General features: G+C 45.5%; 20 protein-coding genes and 1 pseudogene. 20 read left to right on the top strand and 1 reads right to left on the bottom strand.

The annotated features are described in order from the left end of the window. Window positions 1–7: 7 nt before the first annotated feature. The 7 genes and pseudogenes from hisS (at window position 8) to MMY95_RS02315 (ending at window position 8,142) form a co-directional block, all read left to right on the top strand. Entirely contained in the window at window positions 8–1,288 is a 1,281-nt protein-coding gene (gene hisS, locus MMY95_RS02345; RefSeq protein ID WP_003640691.1) for a histidine--tRNA ligase, read from the top strand. Between the two features lie 41 nt (window positions 1,289–1,329). Continuing rightward, window positions 1,330–3,126, top strand: coding sequence for an aspartate--tRNA ligase (gene aspS / locus MMY95_RS02340; RefSeq protein WP_003640690.1), 1,797 nt, complete (start codon window positions 1,330–1,332; stop codon window positions 3,124–3,126). An 80-nt stretch (window positions 3,127–3,206) separates the two neighbouring features. Continuing rightward, window positions 3,207–3,738, top strand: a pseudogene (gene msrA / locus MMY95_RS02335) (peptide-methionine (S)-S-oxide reductase MsrA). A 202-nt stretch (window positions 3,739–3,940) separates the two neighbouring features. Further along, window positions 3,941–4,816, top strand: a complete 876-nt coding sequence (locus tag MMY95_RS02330) for a YitT family protein (protein WP_003640688.1) — start codon at window positions 3,941–3,943, stop codon at window positions 4,814–4,816. A 373-nt stretch (window positions 4,817–5,189) separates the two neighbouring features. After that, complete coding sequence (locus MMY95_RS02325) at window positions 5,190–6,350, top strand: CDP-glycerol glycerophosphotransferase family protein (protein ID WP_053267842.1); 1,161 nt, start codon at window positions 5,190–5,192, stop codon at window positions 6,348–6,350. Window positions 6,351–6,462: 112 nt separating this feature from the next. Next, entirely contained in the window at window positions 6,463–7,359 is an 897-nt protein-coding gene (locus MMY95_RS02320; RefSeq protein WP_011101610.1) for a deoxyribonuclease IV, read from the top strand. A gap of 57 nt (window positions 7,360–7,416) precedes the next feature. Next, window positions 7,417–8,142: an SDR family oxidoreductase gene (locus MMY95_RS02315; protein WP_046039487.1), complete on the top strand. Its 726-nt coding sequence runs from the start codon at window positions 7,417–7,419 to the stop codon at window positions 8,140–8,142. A gap of 142 nt (window positions 8,143–8,284) precedes the next feature. On the opposite strand, the gene MMY95_RS02310 is transcribed toward MMY95_RS02315, so the two are convergent. Further along, entirely contained in the window at window positions 8,285–9,103 is an 819-nt protein-coding gene (locus tag MMY95_RS02310; protein WP_003640684.1) for a pyruvate, water dikinase regulatory protein, read from the bottom strand. 232 nt (window positions 9,104–9,335) lie between these two features. Between MMY95_RS02310 and rpsU the strand changes: the two genes are divergently transcribed. The 13 genes from rpsU to MMY95_RS02245 all read left to right on the top strand — a co-directional run bounded on the left by rpsU (window position 9,336) and on the right by MMY95_RS02245 (window position 22,618). Continuing rightward, entirely contained in the window at window positions 9,336–9,524 is a 189-nt protein-coding gene (gene rpsU, locus MMY95_RS02305) for a 30S ribosomal protein S21 (protein ID WP_003638914.1), read from the top strand. Window positions 9,525–9,565: 41 nt separating this feature from the next. After that, entirely contained in the window at window positions 9,566–10,009 is a 444-nt protein-coding gene (locus MMY95_RS02300) for a GatB/YqeY domain-containing protein (protein ID WP_003640683.1), read from the top strand. Between the two features lie 332 nt (window positions 10,010–10,341). Beyond that, on the top strand, window positions 10,342–11,319 hold the full coding sequence (locus tag MMY95_RS02295; RefSeq protein WP_003644473.1) for a PhoH family protein: 978 nt from the start codon (window positions 10,342–10,344) through the stop codon (window positions 11,317–11,319). 9 nt (window positions 11,320–11,328) lie between these two features. After that, complete coding sequence (ybeY, locus tag MMY95_RS02290; protein ID WP_003640681.1) at window positions 11,329–11,808, top strand: rRNA maturation RNase YbeY; 480 nt, start codon at window positions 11,329–11,331, stop codon at window positions 11,806–11,808. Then, complete coding sequence (locus MMY95_RS02285) at window positions 11,792–12,208, top strand: diacylglycerol kinase family protein (protein WP_003640680.1); 417 nt, start codon at window positions 11,792–11,794, stop codon at window positions 12,206–12,208. The genes ybeY and MMY95_RS02285 overlap by 17 nt, the downstream gene beginning before the upstream one ends. Before the next feature lie 40 nt (window positions 12,209–12,248). Continuing rightward, a complete protein-coding gene (gene era, locus MMY95_RS02280) occupies window positions 12,249–13,157 on the top strand; it encodes a GTPase Era (protein WP_003640679.1) in 909 nt (302 codons plus the stop codon). 30 nt (window positions 13,158–13,187) lie between these two features. Continuing rightward, window positions 13,188–13,964 (top strand): DNA repair protein RecO, encoded by a 777-nt coding sequence (recO, locus tag MMY95_RS02275; RefSeq protein WP_080371167.1) that lies wholly within the window; start codon window positions 13,188–13,190, stop codon window positions 13,962–13,964. Window positions 13,965–14,286: 322 nt separating this feature from the next. After that, window positions 14,287–15,186 carry a glycine--tRNA ligase subunit alpha gene (gene glyQ, locus MMY95_RS02270; RefSeq protein WP_003640677.1) on the top strand — a complete coding sequence of 300 codons (900 nt, stop codon included), beginning with the start codon at window positions 14,287–14,289 and terminating at the stop codon, window positions 15,184–15,186. Beyond that, window positions 15,186–17,270: a glycine--tRNA ligase subunit beta gene (gene glyS / locus MMY95_RS02265; protein WP_053267847.1), complete on the top strand. Its 2,085-nt coding sequence runs from the start codon at window positions 15,186–15,188 to the stop codon at window positions 17,268–17,270. Before glyQ ends, glyS begins: the two co-directional genes overlap by 1 nt. 256 nt (window positions 17,271–17,526) lie before the next feature. After that, entirely contained in the window at window positions 17,527–19,407 is a 1,881-nt protein-coding gene (gene dnaG / locus MMY95_RS02260) for a DNA primase (RefSeq protein ID WP_015825640.1), read from the top strand. 81 nt (window positions 19,408–19,488) lie between these two features. Further along, the gene (gene rpoD, locus MMY95_RS02255) at window positions 19,489–20,595 is read left to right on the top strand and encodes an RNA polymerase sigma factor RpoD (protein WP_003640674.1); all 1,107 of its coding nucleotides are present in this window, start codon (window positions 19,489–19,491) and stop codon (window positions 20,593–20,595) included. Between the two features lie 756 nt (window positions 20,596–21,351). Beyond that, window positions 21,352–21,741, top strand: a complete 390-nt coding sequence (locus MMY95_RS02250) for a GntR family transcriptional regulator (protein WP_003640670.1) — start codon at window positions 21,352–21,354, stop codon at window positions 21,739–21,741. Then, entirely contained in the window at window positions 21,725–22,618 is an 894-nt protein-coding gene (locus MMY95_RS02245) for an ABC transporter ATP-binding protein (RefSeq protein WP_241277478.1), read from the top strand. The genes MMY95_RS02250 and MMY95_RS02245 overlap by 17 nt, the downstream gene beginning before the upstream one ends.

The raw sequence follows: 22,618 nt of genomic DNA, 5'->3' as shown, positions 1-22,618 counted from the left end.
ACTATTAATGAGATATCAACGGCCTAAAGGCACCGCCGACATTTTGCCTGGCGATAGTGAAAAGTGGCAATACGTTGAAGCAACGGCTCGTGCCGTCTTCAAGACTTATCAATTCAAAGAGATCCGGACACCGATGTTTGAAAATTTCGAGGTCTTCTCACGTTCAGCGGGGGATACTTCTGATATTGTGACGAAGGAAATGTACGATTTTCATGACAAGGGTGACCGGCACATTACGCTCCGCCCAGAAGGAACTGCCGGCGTCGTCCGGGCGTTCGTTGAAAATAAGTTGTACGGTCCGCAAGTTCTCAAACCATACAAGGTTTATTACATGGGACCAATGTTCCGTTATGAACGGCCCCAATCAGGTCGGTTACGTGAGTTCCATCAATTAGGCGTGGAAGCTTTTGGTAGTGAAAGTGCTGCCCTAGACGTTGAAGTAATTGCAATGGGCTATAACTTACTTAAAACCTTTGGCTTGACTGATTTGAAACTGGTCATCAACACGTTGGGTGATCAACAAACGCGTGATGATTACCGACAAGCCTTGATTGATTATTTGGAACCACACTTTGATGAATTGAGTGATGACTCCAAGGAACGGTTACACAAGAATCCATTGCGGGTTTTAGATAGTAAGGCACCGGAAGATCAACAATTTGTGGCCGATGCACCATCGATTTTAGATTACTTGTCTCCGGAAGCTCAAGCGCATTTTGATCAAACTAAGACGTATTTAGATGCATTAGCAATTCCGTACGAGATTGATGCCACGATGGTCCGGGGATTAGATTATTATAACCATACGATTTTTGAAATTATGACCCACTCAAAAGCGTTAGGCAAGGGCTACACGACGATCTGTGCTGGGGGTCGTTACAACGGATTGGTTAAGGAATTAGGTGGCCCTGAAGTTTCGGGTGTTGGCTTTGGCCTGGGTGTTGAACGACTATTAGTGTTGATGGATGCTGAAAACATTGCGGTACCAACTGATGATCAGTTGGACGTCTATGTTGTGGGAATTGGCGACACTGCTAGTGCTACGACTTTGAAGCTGGTACAGGCATTACGGGCAGCCGGTTATAAGGCCGAACGGGATTACTTGGATCGCAAGCCTAAAGCTCAGTTCAAGAGTGCTGATCGCTTGAATGCCCGTTACACGATGACGGTGGGCGAAACCGAGCTGGCTGATCAGGTCGTTAACTTGAAGGCTATGGCTACTGGTGAGGAAACCAAGGTTGCGATGGCGGACATCTATCAAGATGCTCATCAAGTTTTAGATAAGTAGTGTGAACGGCAAGTTTGCCGATTTATAAGGAGGAAGCGTTTATGAAACGGACCACATATGCGGGTCTCATCAATGAGGATTATTTAGGCCAAACGGTCACTTTACAAGGTTGGGTACAAAAACGCCGCGACCTTGGGAGTTTGATTTTTATTGATTTACGGGACCGTGAAGGAATTGTGCAATTAGTCTTTAGTCAGGAATTTTCAGCGGATGCTTTGGCGGTAGCAGATCAGTTACGGGGCGAATACGTCATTGAAGTGCAAGGAACCGTTGTTAATCGGAATGCTGACGCTGTTAATGACCGCATGAAGACTGGTAAAGTTGAAGTTGAGATTCACGATGCCAAAATCTTAAATAAGGCGAAAACCCCGCCATTTTATATTCAAGATGACATTAACGTATCAGATGAATTGCGCTTGAAGTACCGTTACTTGGACTTGCGTCGGCCAGAAATGCAACGTGGATTGAAAATTCGTAATGGCATCACCCAAGCAGTTCATAGCTATTTTGATGCCAACGGGTTCTATGATATTGAAACGCCGTTCTTAACGAAGTCGACGCCAGAAGGGGCCCGGGATTACTTAGTGCCTTCGCGGGTCTATCAAGGGCATTTTTACGCGTTACCACAATCACCACAACTCTTTAAGCAATTGCTGATGGGGGCCGGTTTTGATCGCTACTATCAAATTGCACGCTGTTTCCGTGATGAAGATTTGCGGGGTGACCGTCAGCCTGAATTTACCCAGATTGATATGGAGACATCCTTCTTAACGGCTGAAGAAATTCAGTCCTATACTGAAGGCTTGATTAAGCAAGTCATGAAGGACGTCAAGGGTGTTGACATCAAGACGCCGTTTACGCGGATGACTTGGCAAGAAGCTATGGACCGTTTTGGTTCTGAAAAGCCGGATGTGCGCTTTGGTATGGAACTCAAAGACATGGGCGCGGCCGTTTCTAACGCCGGTTTTAAAGTCTTTGATAATGCACTCGCTAATGGTGGCCTGGTCAAGGCGATTGCAGTTCCTGGCGGTGCTGATCAATATTCTAGAAAGCAAATCGATGCGTACACGGAGTACGTTAAACGGTTTGGGGCTAAGGGCTTAGCTTGGATGAAGGTCACTGACGACGGCTTTAGTGGTCCCGTTGCGAAATTCTTCAAGAACGATGGTGACTTTGAAGCCATTACGAGTGCTGCTGCTGCTAAACCAGGCGACTTATTATTGTTTGCCGCCGACAGTTTCAAAGTAGTTTCTGACACGCTGGGTTACTTACGGACCGCGATTGCTAAGGAACTTGACTTGATTGATCAAGATCAATACGCTTACCTATGGGTCGTTGACTGGCCATTGTTTGAATATGATGAAGGCATCGAGCGCTGGGTACCAGCCCACCATCCATTCACAATGCCCAATGAAGAAGATGTTCATTACTTGAATGATGGCGAAGATCCACACAAAGCCCATGCACAATCATATGATATCATCTTGAATGGTTATGAACTCGGGGGCGGGTCGATTCGGATTCATACCCGCGAATTACAAGAAAAGATGTTCAAGGCATTGGACTTCACTAAGGAACGAGCCCAAGAACAATTTGGGTTCTTACTGGATGCCCTTGACATGGGCTTCCCGCCTCATGGTGGCTTAGCAATCGGGTTAGACCGGTTCGCGATGTTATTATCAGGTAACGACAACATTCGTGAAGTGATCGCCTTCCCTAAGAATTCCAAGGCGTCAGAACCAATGACCAATGCACCATCGCGGGTTTCTGACCAGCAACTAGCTGATTTGGATTTGAATATTACCAATCCCGTAACGGATGATGAACCAACCGAATAAAAATATTAAGAGCGTCCAGGAATGGACGTTCTTTTTAATTAGTGTTAAATTTATATTAATATTTAATTGGAGGAATTCTCATGGAAACAGCAATTTTTGCGGGTGGATGTTTTTTGGTGCATGGTTCAGCCTTTTGATAGTCAACCCGGAATCGACAGTGTTGTCTCGGGTTATACTGGTGGACACACGAAAAATCCCACTTACGAAGACGTCAAAGCGCATACGACGGGTCATACTGAAGCTGTCAAAATTACGTTTGATCCCGATATCATTAGTTACACGGAATTAATCAATATTTATTGGCATCAAACGGATCCTACTGATGCAATGGGGCAATTTCAAGATCGTGGTGATAATTATCGGCCGGTCATTTTTGTGAATGGTCCAGAACAACGGCGGATCGCGGAAGCGTCTAAACGGGCATTACAGGTGAGCGAACGATTTAGTAAACCAATTGTAACGGCGATTGAGGATGCCAAACCATTTTATCCAGCCGAGGCACGCCACCAACGCTTTTATAAAAATAATCCAGTGGTATTTGCGGAACAAGAAGCGGGTGGCCGCGCTGATTTCATCGCCGAGCAGTGGGCCGATGCACCTAAAGTGGACTAAGCGTGAGTTGCTGGTCATCGCGATAGGTGTGATCTAACAATAACTATCGTAGCGGGGCTCGTTCTGGAATTTAGTCGGATTGATTAATGGGAGTTTGCTGAGAAACGTGAGACTTTTAGCAGAATACTGCAAAAGACCGGCCGTTTGCAAATCGGCGTGTTACAATAACGAAAGCAAAAACGTAAAGGAGCACATTTAATTCATGGATGATTTTCAGCAGTTATCCAAACACCATCGTGATGTTGTGAAAGCGTCAACTGCTTTTATATACGCCATTTTAGTTTCCATTGCCATGAACTACTTTTGGACGCCGGGGCATATTTATTCTTCAGGGATCACTGGGCTTGCGCAATTGATCAATAGTTTGATGAGCAAGTTTCTTCCCGTTCAGATTTCAACTGCGGCGTTACTGTTTATTTTGAATGTTCCAATGTTCATTATTGCGTGGCGATCGATTGGGCATAAGTTTACGTTGTATACGTTCTTAGCTGTTACGCTATCTAGTATTATGATTAAACTGATTGCCCCAGTTGGTTTGACCCATGACCCCATCATTTGTGCGATTTTTGGGGGTGCTGTTAATGGTTTCGGGACCGGAACGGCCCTCAAAAATGGGATTTCAACCGGTGGACTCGATATTATCGGTATCGTGTTACGCCGTAAAACGGGTCGCAGTATTGGGACGATTAACATGGCGTTCAACTCGATCATTGTCATTGCGGCTGGCTTTGTTTACGGGTGGCCATATGCCTTTTATTCCGCACTCGGATTGTTTGTGAATGGTCGGGTCATGGATATGACGTATACGCGCCAACAGAAGATGCAAGTGATGATTATTACGAGTCGCCCTAAAACGGTGATTGATAGCGTTCAAAATCGGATTCGTCGTGGCGTTACCATCGTGCACAACGCTGAAGGTGCTTATCAACATGATGATAAAACGATTTTATTTACAGTCATCACGCGTTACGAAATGGGCGAGTTGAAGGCGGCCATGGCCGAATCTGACCCGCACGCTTTCGTTAGCATTTCAGATACGGTCAAGATTCTCGGTCACTTTTATGAACCGAAGCCTTGATGAATTTATCAGATTAAAAGTGTTTGCAAACAGGACTTTCGGGACTTGTTTGCAAGCACTTTTTGATTAGGCGTTCGGGGACGACTTTTACACCACTATTAATAGTGACCCGACTAGCCGAAGTGTGGGCATCTGTTATATAATACAAGCATTGTGTTATTGCTGGATCATAAGTCCATATCAGTTAGACCCAGAGCTAATGAACAACTAATGGGGAACAGACTTGAAAAATAGTTGTTTATATTTAGTGGACGAAGGCAGACGGCTCAAGTAAGTTGACGCCAATCTGAACTTTTTAAGTGTAATTGAGCTGGCACATTTTTGATTGTCACGTAGGGCACGCTTTACCAATAATTAATGATGAAATGAAAGGATGGCCAGTGTGAAGAAAGTAATTTATGTCTGGCTGGTGCGAGTTGTATCGTGGCTAGCGCACTTTAGCAAAAATGATCAGGTGATTTATTTGATGAGCTTTGCGGACAATTTGGATTTTATTCAGCAGTTGAACCAGCGCGTTCCCGGGCGCTTGACTGTTTATTACTTGCCGAGTGCAGCCACCGGGGCGGCACAACTGGCACAGGCGGGAATTGCGACACGACCGTTTCATGATTCAGTTCGATTTGCCTTGACGGGAATTCCCGTCATTACCCGGGCAGCGGACGTTTATCTTGATAATTATTATGGCTTTACCGCTGGCTTGACGCGGCAGGCCCCACAACGACTGATTCAACTCTGGCATGCTGCTGGCGCGGTCAAAACATTTGGTTGGGGTGATCCACAGACGGCACAGCGGCCCGCAGATGATCGGCGTCGGTTTCAGACCGTGTATGATCAGATTACTGATTACGTGGTTGGTTCTGAGAAGATGGGAGCGATTTTTGCAGCGAGTTATCACGTCCCACAGACGCGGATGCGGGTCTTGGGATATCCTCGTTCGGATCGGTATTGTAAGTCCGACTGGGTGATGCAAACCGCAACGGCCATTTATCAGAAGCATCCGGCGTTTAAACAACAGGAAGTTATTTTGTATGCGCCGACTTATCGAGCCGGGGTCCAATTTGCGTTGCCGGCTGATTTTAAGCAATTAAAGTTGCGGCCCGACCAACACTTGATTATTAAGTTACATCCCCATTTGGCCGAGCAGGAACGTGATTTGCAAGCCCGTTACCCGGACCTAGTGACATTGGTACCTGAGTTTAGTACCGATGAATTGTTGACGGTCGCTAATACGTTGGTCAGTGACTACTCCTCAGTTGTGTTTGACTACGCGTTGTTACCAAATTGTCAAAAAATCGTTTTTTATGTCTTTGACTGGGACCACTATGAGCAAGAAGTGGGCCTGCAAGCTGATTTTAGGGACTGGGCGCCGGGACCATTAGTCCGGACGGTGGTGGACTTGAATCATGTCCTAGCAATGCCGGGTGCGCCGTTACAGTTAACCCAGTTTAATCAGTTATGGAATACGCGTAATGACGGTCATGCGATTGAGCGGACCTTGGCGTACTTTTATCCACGGGTGACCACAACCGCTTAGAATAACTTGACAGATTTATTTGGATAATGAGTGATCATGCCGGTATCATATGTATCCGGCAACTTTAAGGTATGACAGGAATTAGTAAACTTGCGAAAAGGATGGGACTACAATGCTTAGATTAGGTTCACATGTTTCGATGAAGGCACCCGACATGTTGCTCGGATCTGCCAATGAGGCGGCAAGTTACGGCGCCAACACATTTATGATCTATACGGGCGCACCCCAAAATACACGGCGTAAACCAATTGACGAACTGAAAATTGACGAAGCACAGCCGATAATCGAGGCTCATGACCTCCGGCAGATCGTCGTACATGCCCCATACATCATTAATTTAGGTAATACGAAAAAGCCGGGTTATTTTGAGTTTGCAACGGACTTTCTCTATCAAGAGATCCAGCGTGCAGATGCCGTTGGCGCAACACAATTAACGCTCCATCCGGGAGCACATATTGGTGCCGGAGCGAATGTTGCCATTACGCAGATCATCAAGGGACTGAACGCGGTTATTCGGCCAGAGCAGCATGTTCAAATCGCGCTAGAAACGATGGCTGGCAAAGGAACTGAAGTTGGCCGGACGTTTGAAGAACTCGCGCAGATGATCGATGGGGTGACTTATAATGAAAAGTTATCGGTTACCTTTGATACTTGTCATACTAGTGATGCCGGTTACGCGATTAAGGACGATTTCGACGGTGTCCTGAATGAATTTGATCATGTGATTGGGCTGGATCGTTTGAAAGTGATCCATCTCAATGATTCTAAGAATCCTCAAGGTGCTCACAAGGACCGGCACACGAATATCGGTATGGGAACGATTGGCTTTGATACTTTGAATAAGGTCGCCCATCATCCGCAATTGCCAGACATCAGCAAGATTTTAGAAACGCCGTATGTCGGGGAAGATAAGAAACATCAATTGCCACCCTATAAGTATGAGATTGCAATGCTTCGGGCCGGGCAGTTTAATCCGCATTTGATTGAAGATATTGAACAGCAACGTTAATGAGAATTGAACGATAATCGCTAGTCGGTTGTCGTTTTTTGTTTTAGAAGGAGGAAAATGACGATGCAATTAAAAAAACAGCGGCTGTTAGTGATTGGTGGTACTTCGGGTTTCGGTATGGCAATTGCTCGCCAAGCCTTACAGGAAGGCGCCGATGTCCATATTATCGGTCATACGGCGGCGCACGTAACAGCTGCCATCACCCAATTAGGCCCATCAGACCATTTGACTGGAACGGCGTTAGACGCAAAAAATCTGGCGCAACTAAAAACTTTTTTTGCAGCTCAGCCCGCATTTGACCACGTCGTCTCAATGTTAGGTGGTGCAATGGGTGGGGGATTCTTAGACAATTCGATTGCAGCGATTCGGCAGACGGTTGAAGATAAATTTTTTGCGAATCTGCAAGTGGCCCAATTAGCCAGCCACCATCTTAACCAACACGGTTCGCTGATTTTCACTTCGGGTGCTGGTGGGCGGCCAGATAATGCCTCCGGAGCGATTATTGGCAATCAAGCCATTAATACGATGGTTGTTGGACTTGCCGTAGAGTTGGCGCCTGACTATCGCGTCAATGCAGTTGCACCGACTTGGACGCCGACTGGTCTTTGGCGCCAACTATCGGACGCACAATTGGCGGCCCAGGCTGCGACCGTCAGTGCTGGTAATCCCTTGAAACGCGTGGCAACGCCCGCCGAAGTCGCGTCGGCGTATGTTTATTTGATGCAAAATGAGTTTATGACTGGGCAAGTGTTGCACGTTGACGGTGGTGTCGAGCTCGTGTGAGTGACACGACTGATGATTAGTAGCTGACCTAATTAATGATAAGAAAAATGATGCAAAAAAGCGCGCGCTGACCGTTAGAAGGTGGCACGCGCTGATTGTCAGGAAAACTTAGGCGGCATCGGTGAGTTGGCAATTAGTGATACTAGCCATTGTTAGTGTCGTCAGTATTCAAGCTTTCGGTAATTAAAGTGGCGGTTTCTTCGATTGACTTATTAGCGACATTGATAACTAAACACCCAATCTTTTTGAAGATCTTGTCGGCGTATTCCAACTCGGCTTTAATTTTATCCGTGTTGGAATACATGGTGTCGGGATTAAGCCCATATTGGACCATTCGCTGCCGGCGAATATCGTTTAACTTTTCAGGATCGTTAGTTAGGCCAAAAATCTTTTTCGGATCAACTTTCCAAATTTCGTCAGGAATTTGAGCCTGAGGAACTAGTGGCAAGTTGGCGACTTTCAGGTTACGATTAGCTAAGTAGAGTGACAGGGGAGTCTTAGAGGTCCGGGAGACACCCAGTAAGACCACGTCGGCCTCTAAAAAGCCACTCGGATTCTTACCATCATCGTAAGTGACCGCAAATTCGATCGCGTTGATCCGGTCGAAGTAGTTGGTGTTTAACGCGTGTACGGTACCGGGGTGATTGGACGGTTGGACGTGCGTAATCTGTGAAAAAGTATCTAAAGCTGGTGTAATGACGTCATAATAAGGCAACTCGTGCGCTTCGCAAAATTGGTTAACGATTTGGCTGAGCCGGCGATCGACAAACGTATGAAAGATGGCGGCGTGTTCCTTCAGTGCCTGCGACAAAACCGTCTGGAGCAGTGAGTCGGTGCGGACAAATGGGAAACGCTGATAGCGAATGTCATAGTCGGAGAATTGTGCAGCGGCAGCTAAGGCCACGTTATGAGCTGTTTCACCGATGGAATCAGATAAAATAAAGACTTTAATTGCTGACATAGAATAACCTCATTTCGGTTCGATAATAGTCTTAGTGTAGCATAGCTGGCGGGGGATGAAAACGATTTACTGTCCGAACTGACGTTGCTTTTAACGATTTATTTTAAGGAAATTGTAAACTTTGGTTGACGGCCTTTTTCAATTTATGTATAATTTACTAGAACAGTTGCGTTATGTGTAAGTATGCATAATTTAACGGTTACTTTTTGAGCTCGGAGGGAGGGAATTTAACATGGCAAAAACAGTCGTTCGTAAAAACGAATCTCTTGATGATGCTCTTCGTCGCTTTAAGCGTACCGTTTCAAAGAGTGGTACTTTACAAGAATACCGCAAACGGGAATTCTACGAAAAACCAAGTGTGAAGAAGAAGTTAAAATCTGAAGCAGCACGTAAGCGTAAGAACCGTCGTCGTTTCAAGTAATTAGTATTGATTACTAATGACCTAACGAGGAGGGAAAACCAATGAGTTTAATCGATACACTCAATGGTGATCTAAAAGCTGCGATGAAGGCACGCGATAAGCAAGCCCTCAGCGTTATACGGATGCTTAAGTCAGCATTGATGAATGAACAAATTAATGTTGGCCATGATTTAACGGCTGATGAGGAAGTAAGCGTGCTCTCACGTGAACTGAAACAACGGCGCGAATCATTAAGTGAATTCGAAAATGCGGGTCGTCAAGATTTAGTCGACGGCGTTAAAGCAGAAATTGCAATTGTTGAGCAGTACATGCCAAAACAATTGTCGGACGAAGAAGTTCAACAGATTGTTGCTGACACCATTCAACAAGTCGGAGCTACTGGTAAAGGTGACTTTGGCAAGGTGATGGGGGCAGTGATGCCAAAACTTAAAGGTCAGGCGGATGGCAAGCTGATCAACCAAACAGTTAAATCATTATTGAATTAACGGTTAACCGGAGAAATTTTTCTCCGGTTTTTTTGTTTCTTCTGGTTGATCAGAAATGCAGTACCGGTTGTTCAGATTAAGTATCAGCAATGGGTGCAGGGACTGATCTAACTGGGCTTACGTTGATTGATAGCGGGCCAATTTAATCGCTCGAAAGAAAAATGCTGTTCAGAAAATCGTTGTCGAATGCCGAGGCGTCCTTGTACTGGTTCGATGGGGGCTTTTATGCTATGATTAACTAACAAATACCTGCTGAAATCAGCGTGGTTATCACGCTAACTGCGGGTGCCATTATTAAATAATGGTGATTAAATCTGTCAATAAAGGAGTCCATGTTTTTGACCGAAAACTCAAAATATGAACAAAAATTTCTCATTGCCGATCCGGCCCAGTCAGTCGCGTTATTAGGACCAGAAGACGCCCACTTAGCTTTGCTTGAGGATGGGTTACACGTTCAATTGCACGTGTTTGGGGATCAAATGACGATCAGCAGTGATGACGAGGTTGCTGTTCATAATACGCAAGCAGTACTAGATAATTTAACGAGTTTAATTAAACAAGGTATTCAGATTGGGGCGCCAGATGTTATTAGTGCTATTAAGATGGTCAACCGGGGGACTTTGGATTACTTTAAAGACCTCTATTCAGAGACCTTAATTAAGGACAATCGTGGACGGCCCATTCGTGTCAAAAACTTTGGTCAGCGGCAGTATGTGCAAGCCGTTGCTAAAAGTGATATTACGTTTGGTATTGGTCCAGCTGGGACTGGGAAGACCTATCTTGCCGTTGTGATGGCAATTGCAGCCTTAAAACGGGGCGATGTCGAGAAGCTGATTTTGACGCGGCCAGCGGTTGAAGCTGGTGAGAGTCTTGGCTTTCTACCTGGTGATTTAAAGGAAAAAGTCGATCCGTACCTGCGGCCGATTTATGATGCGTTGTACGATATTTATGGCGCTGAACATACGCAGCGCTTAATGGATCGTGGTATCATCGAAATCGCACCGCTGGCTTATATGCGGGGACGGACGCTTGACCATGCGTTCGTCATCTTGGATGAAGCACAGAATACGACGAATGCCCAGATGAAGATGTTTTTGACGCGGCTAGGTTTCGGTGCCAAGATGATTGTTAATGGTGATATCTCACAAATTGATTTACCACACCATACTAAGAGTGGCTTGATTCAAGCCGAACAGATTTTGGGCGGCATTAGCAATGTCGCGTTCGTTAAATTTACGGCGGATGATGTGGTCAGAAATCCGGTCGTTGCCAAGATTATTACGGCGTACGACCGTGTGGAACAACGCTAGGGGGCACTTATGGATTTAGAATTATACGACCAAACAACAACGGGAGCGCAGCCAGAACAGTTGCAATTGATTCGGGATTTAATTGATCTTGCTGGTCAGACGTTAAAGTTACGGGATGATACCGAGGTCTCGGTGACCCTGATGAATAACGATGCTATTCAAAAAATCAATGAACAGTATCGGGGTGTCGATCGTCCAACTGATGTTATTAGTTTTGCGATGCACGACGATGACGAGGATGATTTGATTGTGATGGATCCGGAGATGGCGGCGGAAATGCCACTAAATCTCGGGGATATTATGATATCAGTTGATAAGGTTAGCGAACAAGCCGCTTTTTTGAACCATTCGGAGGCGCGCGAGCTAGGTTACTTGGTCGTTCACGGCTTTTTACATTTAAATGGGTATGATCATCTTCAGCCAGCGGATGAAACCGAAATGTTTACATTGCAACGCCAGATTCTGGACGCTTATGGCCTCGAAAAATAGACCAGATCGGCTACAGGTTGGCAAAAATCACTCGTTTTGGCAGTCCTGGCTACACGCGTGGACTGGGCTTAAAACGGTTGTGATTGAAGAACGTAATATGCGAACACACCTTGTACTGGGGGCGGTGGCCTTGTTTGCTGGCTGGTGGGTTCACTTGAGCGTTAACGAATGGCTGTGGCTAGCATTAGCGATTTTTCTGGTCATCTTATGTGAAATTAACAATACGATTGCAGAAAACCTGTCCGATATGATCACTGGGCCTAATTTCAGTCCCCTAGCTAAAAAAATTAAGGACATTGCGGCTGGTGCGGTAGTGTTTGCCGCGGCCTTTGCCGTCTTAGTTGGGTTAGTGTTGTTTGCACCTAAAATTTGGAACTTAATTGTCAGTTGGTTAAACTAGTAATTGGTTAACGATTGGACAAGATTGAAAGGAATTAATTATGGCAGAACAACAAGCATTTCATTCCGGCTTTGTGGCGATTATTGGTCGTCCCAATGTCGGTAAATCAACACTATTGAATCGGGTCGTTGGGCAAAAAGTCGCCATTATGTCTGACAAAGCCCAAACGACGCGGAACCGTATCCAGGGGATTTATACCACTGCGGATACGCAGATGGTCTTCATTGATACCCCTGGGATTCACAAACCGCATAGTCGATTAGGTGACTTTATGGTCAAGTCCGCCTTGTCAACTTTGGGTGAAGTGGATGCCGTACTATTCATGATTAATGCGGACGAACGGCGTGGTGCCGGGGATAACTTTATTATCGATCGTCTTAAAACGGTTAAACAACCGATTTATTTAGTGATTAATAAAATTGATCAAGTCCATCCAGATCATCTCTTGGAGATTATGGATCAGTATAAAGACGCTTTGCCGTGGAAGGAAGTTTATCCAATTTCCGCGCTTGAAGGAAATAACGTTGATGAACTACTGACGACCTTGAAGGGCCAATTGCCGGAAGGACCGCAGTATTATCCGTCCGACCAAATTACGGATCATCCAGAGCGGTTTATCATTTCTGAATTGATTCGTGAAAAGGTTCTTGAATTGACTCGTCAAGAAGTTCCCCATTCAACGGCGGTCGTGATTGATTCGATCAAACGTCAAGATGAAGAAAAAATTCACGTTCAGGCCACGATTATTATTGAACGGTCTTCGCAAAAGGGCATCATCATAGGTAAGGGTGGTAGCATGCTCAAGAAGATTGGCTCGTTAGCTCGGCGTGATATTGAACACTTACTTGGGGATAAGGTCTACCTTGAGCTCTGGGTAAAAGTCCAAGAGAACTGGAAGGACCGTCAAGACTTGCTAGCCAGCTATGGCTATCGGCAAGATGACTATTAGAATCGCTAGGTGATCCGGATGGCCCAACAAATGGTCACGAATTTTAACGGCATTTTGCTCTTTCGCCGGGACTACCGGGAACGCGATATGCTAATCAAGTTTTTAACTGCCGAGTATGGCAAGAAGATGTTTTTTATCCGCGGTGCGCGTCGGCGTGGCTTCAAAATGGCGGCGGAGTTATTGCCGTTCACGATGGGGGAATACGTTGGTGATTTACGTGATCAAGGTCTCTCGTATATTAATAGTGTCAAGTCAGTGCAGTATCTTGAACATATTAGTCAAGACATTGCTCTGAACGCTTATGCCACGTACGTTATGAACTTAATGGACGTCGCTTTTCCAGATAATCAACCGGTGGGGCGGTGGTACCAACAGTTGACCAGTGCGCTGCAACTGATTGATCAAGATGTGGCCCCCGCGCTGGTGGCTAACGTGGTCGAAATTCAGTTATTGCAACCGTTTGGGGTGGCCCCAGAGTTGCATTGGTGTACGGTTTGCGGTCGAAGTGATTTACCGTTAGATTATTCTGAAAGTTACGGCGGTTTGCTCTGTCAACAGCACTGGCATTTGGATCCCCACCGCTTGCATGCTAGTCCAGCAGCGATCTTTTATCTACGTCAGTTTTCCGTGTTGGATTTGGCTAAGGTTCATTCGATCAAGGTCAAACCGCGGACAGCGGCGGAGTTACGCCGGATTTTGGATGAAATCTATCAGAACTCAGTGGGCGTTCGATTGAAATCTAAACGCTTCATCGATCAGATGGGCAGTTGGTACCAACCGTTGGCGCCCCGGAAGAATGAGGATTGACAAACGAACGACCATCAGCTATGATGATGAAGAACTGAATAGTTAAGTGTTGATGAGAGAAGGTTAACGGATTCGACTTACAGTGAGACCGTGATGGTGAAAAACGGTCAGTCAAAGTCGTTAATTGGCGCTTTCGGAGCTTTAATACCGTGTAATTAAGCTGCTGAGGTTACTCAGAAGTAGGGTGGAACCGCGAAACCAATCGTCCCTATGTCGTTATTGTCGACGACAGGGGACTTTTTTTGTGCCATAAGTCTGGGAATAGCGATGCCCCCGTTTCAAAGCCATCAGCCGTTCAGTCACTAATTTTGGGAGGATACTAATGAGCAAAAAGTTATCAGTGCAAGAGATTATCTTAACCTTGCAAAAGTTTTGGTCGGATCAAGGTTGTATGTTAATGCAATCATATGATACAGAAAAAGGGGCCGGAACGATGAGCCCCTACACGTTCTTACGGGCAATCGGTCCCGAACCATGGAACGCGGCGTACGTTGAACCTTCACGCCGGCCTGCCGATGGTCGGTATGGTGAGAACCCCAACCGGTTGTACCAACACCATCAATTCCAAGTGGTCATGAAACCCTCACCAGAAAACGTGCAGGATTTATACTTACAAAGCTTGGAAAAACTTGGCATTAACCCGCTAGAACACGATATTCGTTTCGTGGAAGATAACTGGGAAAACCCATCAATGGGTTGTGCCGGTGTTGGTTGGGAAGTTTGGCTCGACGGGATGGAAATCAGCCAATTCACGTACTTCCAACAAGTTGGTGGTCTTGAAGTTGATCCCGTCACTTCTGAAATCACCTATGGTTTGGAACGACTCTCATCTTACATTCAGGATGTAAACTCCGTATTTGACCTTGAATGGGGCGATGGCGTGAAGTATGGCGACATCTTCTTGGAACCAGAATTTGAAAATTCTAAGTATGCTTTTGAAGATAGCAACGAAGAATTATTATTAATGTTATTTGATGAATATGAAAAGGAAGCCAAGCGGCAAATTAAGAACGGCTTAGTTCACCCCGCGTACGACTACTGTCTTAAATGTAGTCATACCTTCAACTTGATGGATGCTCGCGGTATGGTTTCAGTCACGGAACGTGCCGGCTATTTAGATCGAATCCGAAACATGGCGAAGTCGATTGCCAAGGAATTCGTGGCGCAACGTGAAAAACGTGGCTTCCCGTTATTAAAACACGCACAGGAGGAGACGAAATAATGGCGAAAACTTATTTACTTGAAATTGGTTTGGAAGAAATGCCGGCCCACGTCGTTACACCGAGTGTGTTACAACTTAAAGAACGAATGGTCAAGTTCTTAAAGGATGCCCGGCTTGATTTTGAAGATGTTAAAACCTTCTCAACACCACGCCGGTTAACGGTTCAGGTGTTAGGCTTAGCTGACAAGCAGGCTGATGTGAAAAAAGAAGTTCGGGGTCCAGCTAAGAAGATTGCTCAGGATGCGGATGGCAACTGGACAAAGGCAGCGATTGGTTTTTCTAAGGGCCAAGGGGCGTCAACTGATGACATCGTCTTTAAAGATGTTAAGGGTACCCCGTATGTCTTTGTACAAACCTTTACGGCCGGTAAAACGGCGGCCGAAGTATTGGCGGCCGGAATCAAGGATGTTATCACCAAGATGAATTTCCCAACGATGATGAAGTGGTCGACGTATAGTTTCAAGTATATTCGGCCGATTCGTTGGATCGTGTCATTATTAGATGACGAGGTTGTGCCGGTTCAAATTCTGGACGTTGCGGCTGGCCGTGTTTCACGAGGCCACCGTTTCTTGGGCCATGACGTTGAAATTGCTACTGCTGCGGACTATGAAGCTGACTTAGCTAGTGTTCAAGTTATTGCGGATGCCGCTAAACGTAAGGCAACGATTCGTGAACAGATCGCAGCCTTGGCGAATGAACGCGACTGGCAAATCAAAGTTAATGAAGACCTGTTGGAAGAAGTTAATAACTTGGTGGAATATCCAACTGCATTTGCGGGAGATTTTGATATCAAATACTTAACGATCCCGGATGAAGTCTTGATTACTTCGATGCGTGATCATCAACGGTTCTTCTACGTAACGGATGCCGAGGATAACTTATTACCACACTTTGTTTCCGTTCGAAACGGGAACACGGATCACTTGGAAAACGTGGCTTTAGGTAATCAAAAAGTATTGACGGCACGCTTAGAAGATGCAGCTTTCTTCTATCATGAAGATCAACAACACTCGATTCAAGAATATGTGGAACGACTCAAAAAGGTTAGCTTCCATGATAAAATCGGGACGATGTATGAGAAGATGCAGCGGGTCATGGTTATCAGTGATTTTTTGGCTGATCGGTTTGGTTTGACTGAGACTGAAAAGAACCAACTCCACCGGGCAGCGCAAATCTATAAATTTGATTTAGTGACAGGGATGGTTGGCGAATTCCCTGAATTACAAGGGGTCATGGGTGACAAGTATGCTGTCTTGAAGGGTGAAGATCCAGCAGTCGGTCAAGCTATTCGTGAGCATTACATGCCAATCAGCGCTGATGGCGACTTACCTAAGTCCAAGGTCGGCGCGGTGTTAGCTATTGCGGACAAAGTTGATTCCATTACGAGCTTCTTTGCCGTTGGCTTGACTCCTAGTGGCTCTAATGATCCGTTTGCTTTGCGTCGTCAAGCGTTTGGAATCGTACGGATCGTACGGGAACAAGGTTGGGATTTCCCAATTCGTCAACTCGAGGCCGATATTCAAAAGGAATTAGTGGCCCATGATGCTACGTACAACTTAGACTTCGAAAAGCAAACGGCACCAGTTGCTGATTTCTTAACGGATCGCGTCAAACAATGGTTTAACAACCGTAAGATTCGCTACGATATCGTCGATACGGTTATCAAAGGGAGTCGTCAGGATATCCGTGAAATGTTCAAAGCAGCCGATGTGCTGAATGCGCATCAAGATGATCCGCAGTTTAAGGACACAATTGAAGCCTTTACTCGTCTGTTGCGGATCACGGCGAAAGCTAAGCTGGCAGCCGGTGATTTGACTGTTGATCCAAGTTTATTTGAAAATGAAGCGGAACAACACTTGTACGATGCTGTTCTTGAATTGCAAAAGCAATTTACCCCAGCGATGAGCATGGAGGACCGTTTCAAAGCCCTGGCCGCCTTACGACCATTGATCGTCGATTACTTTGAACAGACGATGGTGATGAGTAAGGATGAAAAGGTGCGGGATAATCACTTAAAGCAACTCTTGACGATCGCCCAAATGATCAACGTGATGGGTGACTTGAATCAATTAATCGTTAAATAAGCACGGACTGTGGATAATCAAAAGAAGTTACAGCAAGCGCGCTGTAGCTTCTTTTTTAGTTTGCTGACAAACAAATTTGACAAATATGTCTAATAAGGGCAACTTATTATTGCACTGCTGTCAAACTTGTGGTAATATATATTCTGTAAAAGTTTGCACGCACAAAGTCGCATCCAAATTTCGTGATGCGGCTTTTGATTGCGGCAATGATTTGGTTGGTTTGTCAGACTTTAGTTAGTAGAAATGGGGTGGCAAAGTGGCCAATCGAATTCCCGAGGAAAAGGTTGAGCAAGTCCGCTCAGCAGTCAACATTGCGGATTTTATTGGACAATACGTTCAGTTGAAGAAGGCTGGTAAGAATTTATTTGGCCTGTGTCCCTTTCACGAAGAGCGCACGCCATCCTTTTCGGTCAATGAGCAAAAGCAGATTTTTCACTGTTTTAGCTGTGGCCGTGGGGGCAACGTGTTCAGCTTCATTATGGATCTCGAAAACTTGTCTTTTCCGGAAGCAGTCGTCAAGGTGGCCGATTTTGGGCACATTGACTTGCCGGCGAGCTATACGGCGCAGTCACAACCGGCCGCACCTAAGGATCAGCAACAAGCCGATCTGTTAAAGTTGTACGCGGATAGCGCTAAGATGTATCAACATATTTTAGTGAATACTGAACTGGGTGAACCGGCGCTTAAGTACTTGCACGAGCGCGGGCTGGATGATGAGACGATTAAAACGTTTGGTATCGGCTATGCACCTGCTAATCAGCTCTTGTTAGATTTTTTTAAAGAACACCAGACCGACTACCAACTACTACGGCAGTCGGGACTGTTCATTGAAAATCAAGCGGGTGACTTACGTGATCGCTTCGTTGACCGGGTCTTGTTTCCGATTAAAGACGCGAGTGGTCGGGTGATTGCTTTCTCAGGTCGAATCCTCAAAAAATCACCTAATGAACCTAAGTATTTGAATAGTCCGGAAACGAAGCTGTTCAACAAGCGTTCAGTATTATTTAACTTTGACTTAGCACGGGGCCCCATTCGACAACAAAAGTCGGTGGTGCTGTTTGAAGGCTTTATGGATGTGATTGCGGCTTATCGTTCTGGTATTCAGAACGGGGTCGCATCAATGGGGACGAGCCTAACTGATGAGCAGATTTACATGCTTGAGCGCGTTACCGACACCTTATATGTCTGTTACGATAGCGATATGCCGGGGCAAAAGGCGACTGATCGTGCTCTGAAATTGCTAGGTGGTAACAGTCGCCTTAATCTGGGTGTGATCCAAATGCCTGATGGGATGGATCCCGACGAGTATTTGCGTGCTCAGGGGCAGGAGAAGTTTGTCCAAGTATTTGAAGACGGTAAGCAAACGCCCACTGCATTTGAAATGCAGTATTTAAAACATGATTTGAACTTGCAAAACACGCCCGATCAATTGACTTATTTACAGGCGGTTTTGCAACAATTAGCACAACTGTCCTCTAGTGTCGAACAGGATTTATATTTAAACCAATTAGTGGCGGAGTTTGATCTTGATAAGGATGATTTAAAGCAACAGTTACGATCACTGGTCGGTCAGCAGGCCGTTCGACGTGGTGGTGGTCACTCGGATGAAACGCAAGTAGCTCCGCCACCAGCACCTGCGCCGCTAGGGCCTCCCCCAGCCACGGTGGATGGCAGTACGAACAGTGGCCCGTTAAGTCGGGTAGAGAAAGCGGAGCGGTTGTTACTGTACCGTTTGTTGAATGACCACGATGTTTGGTTACGAGTGATGGCGATTGCTGGTTTTCATTTTGTTCATGATTCGTATCAACAAATCTTGGTGTATGCGGAGGCTTATTTTAAAACGCATAATCAATTTGATTTGGGCAACTTTACGGATTTTATGACGGATTCAGATTTACAGCCTGTCGTCACGAGTTTGGAATTTATGGATGTTGCCAATGAATCTTCCAAGGAAGAGATTGCTGATCTAGTCAATGTGATCATGAATCAACAGCCGCTGGTAGAACAAATCAACAGTAAGAAGGCCGAGTTAACGGCAGCCAAGCAGATCGGTAATCGTGATTTGGTCCAGCAGTTAACGTTGGCATTAATTGACCTATATCGGCAACAACAGCAGGTCCAACGAGCTGATAACTAGGCGTGAAAATGATATACTTAAGGTTGGCTCGGTATTGCAACCGATCAGCTGGTAGATGCATACTAAATAGGAGGCTACTACATGGCAAAGGCAAAAGCAACGACGGAATACGACAAAGCCGTTAAAGCATTAATTAAGGAATATAAGAAAACTGGTAGCATTCAATATGATGAATTATCAGATAAATTAGCAGCGCCTTACAAACTAGATGCTAGTGGCATTGATAAATTATTACAAAAGGTTGAAGATGCTGGGATTAGTGTTGTTGATGAAAAAGGTGATCCTGATGCTCGAGCGGTCAAAAGTGTCAAAAAAGTTTCTAAGAAGGAACTTAGTGACGCTGGCTCGGCTTCTGGAATTAAAATCAATGATCCCGTGCGGATGTATTTGAAAGAAATTGGTCGTGTCGACTTGTTAACGGCTGACGAAGAAGTCGCTTTAGCACTCCGAATCGAACAAGGTGATGAATCTGCCAAGCAAGAATTAGCCGAAGCCAACTTACGGTTGGTCGTTTCGATTGCCAAACGTTACGTGGGTCGGGGAATGCAATTCCTTGATTTGATTCAAGAAGGTAACATGGGGCTAATGAAGGCCGTTGAAAAGTTTGATTACCGTAAAGGATTCAAGTTCTCAACGTACGCGACTTGGTGGATTCGCCAAGCAATTACGCGGGCAATTGCCGACCAAGCGCGGACCATTCGGATTCCAGTGCACATGGTCGAAACTATTAACAAATTAATTCGAATTCAACGGCAACTGTTACAAGATTTAGGGCGCGAACCAACTCCTGAAGAAATTGGGGCTGAAATGGACATGCCAACGGAAAAGGTTCGTGAAATCTTGAAGATCGCACAAGAACCCGTTTCATTGGAAACGCCAATTGGTGAAGAGGACGATTCACACTTAGGTGACTTCATCGAAGACCAAGACGCAACCTCACCAGCGGATGCCGCGGCTTATGAATTGTTGAAAGAACAACTGGAAGGTGTCCTTGATACCTTGACGGACCGGGAAGAAAACGTCTTACGCTTACGGTTCGGACTTGATGATGGTCGGACCCGGACACTGGAAGAAGTTGGAAAAGTCTTCGGTGTGACCCGTGAACGGATCCGCCAAATCGAAGCCAAGGCGCTACGGAAGTTACGCCACCCATCACGTAGTAAACAGTTAAAAGATTTTTTGGAATAATCACCAGATGATGACGTCTGACTAACCAGCTAAAGGTGCTGATTGGTCAGGCGTTTTTTTTGCTTATGTAGATGTTAAAACGTGGTGGACACTGATTTAAGCCGCAACCCACGTCTTAATGCCATATTGACGAAACGTGTTCGGGTCCGATGAGCCTTCCGGATAGCGACGCGATGAGTTTACCGCTCAACGCCTTAGTTGGGCTAATTCTCAGTCTCAAGCCGTCTGAACCACCCACTCTGGCAGTGCTGAGCATTGGCGAAATGCCTTCCAGTTGGGAAGGTATTCGAATGGCTGACAGGGATGTCCCCAACTTTTGCTGGCTTGGTCGTTGCTATTTTAGAGACAGCAATTTTATCAGTAACTGTCAGTTTGATAATCGAACTGTGATTCGTTCATTAATTCTCAGTCACCATATTATGACTGAGATTCCAAACAACTGAGACCACATTAACGTTTGTTCAATGTTCCAAGCAGTAATTGAATTCGGCGACCAATTGCACTAAGTTGAGTGGCCGTTCATCTGTCATGCGAGCAGGGGTCCCGGAGGTCGGAATAGGATGAACAAGCACTGATGAACTGGCAACCAAATTTAAGACTCTTTTCAGTAATTTGGCATACTGTAATGATGTCGCACTCACGTTTGAGGTAATCATTTTGTGCCAGGAATATGATTGTTGAGTTGTCAAACTCAAATTAGTATGTTAGTGTACTAGTTGTAGTAATACACGTAGTACACAATACCGAGGTGATAAAATGCCGTTTGCAACTAATGGGGCACCGTATTACGAACAGTTAGTTATGCAGATTAAGCAGCAGATCGTTCAGGAAGTCTTACGACCAGGGGATCAATTGCCTTCAATTCGAGCAATGGCGTCAGAAATGCACCTTAATCCGAACACGGTCAGTAAGGCTTATCAAATCTTGGAGCATCAGCGAGCCGTGTATACTGTAAAAGGTCGGGGGACGTTTGTGAGTGAATCGAGTCAGATTGCAATTGATTCGAATGCGGTTGATGATCTTCAGACGCGCTTACAATCACTGTTAACGGAAGCACAATTTTTAGGAATAAGTGCGCAGCAAGTTCAGGCGTGGGTGACCACGGCTTATCAAAAGGGGGAGTCACGGGATGAGTATCCAAGTTAAAGCATTAAGTAAGCGGATTGATAATCGTGAAATATTAAGGGGGATTACTTTTACTTGGCAGCCAGGTCGAATCGTTGGGTTGGTCGGGCGGAACGGCGTTGGAAAGACGACGCTCTTTCGGACGATGGCTGATCACTATTTGGCGGACGAAGGCGAATTAGTGATTGAGGGGCAGTCGACTTTGCAGCAACCATACTGTCGGCAAAAATTATTTTATATTGATACACAACGTCACTTTTTTGGTGGTCAACGGTTGCGACAGATCATAACGACATACGCGTTGGCTTACGATGACTTTGACCAATCGCAACTAACAGCGTTATTAGTGGCCGAGCATTTATCAACCAAAAGCTACTACCAGCGGTTATCAAAGGGTCAGCAGATGTTATTTCAAATCTTGCTAGCGTTAGCGAGTCACGTGCCATATATTATTTTGGATGAGCCGTTTGATGGTTTGGATATCATCGTGCGCGAGCGGATTGTAGCCTATATGGTTGAGGAGGTCGCCGAACACGGCGTCAGTTTCTTGATTTCATCACATAATCTTGATGAACTTGACGGTTTATGCGACCAAGTGCTGTTTTTGCAACATCATGAATTAGTTGCTGATTACGACCTAGAAAGTTTACGAGCAACGGCCCGCAAGTTTCAGCTTGTTTTTGCAGATAAGCATATACCAGCGGTTGTGAAAGAGCATGGGCAGCTGATTAAAGTTTACGGTCGGGTCTTAGAAGTGTACTTTGCGGACTACACGCCGACAATTGAGACAGCGCTCCAACAAAATCAACCATTGATGATGGCCGTCCAGCCGTTGACCATTACAGATGTTTTCCGAGTTAAATTGGGCGACCGGCAAGCTGTTTGGGGTGGTGTGTAG

It is taken from the genome of Lactiplantibacillus sp. ME-2 (genome assembly GCF_022549155.1).
GTDB classification, from domain to species: Bacteria; Bacillota; Bacilli; order Lactobacillales; family Lactobacillaceae; genus Lactiplantibacillus; species Lactiplantibacillus plantarum.
This window is presented reverse-complemented; position numbering and strand designations above follow the sequence as displayed.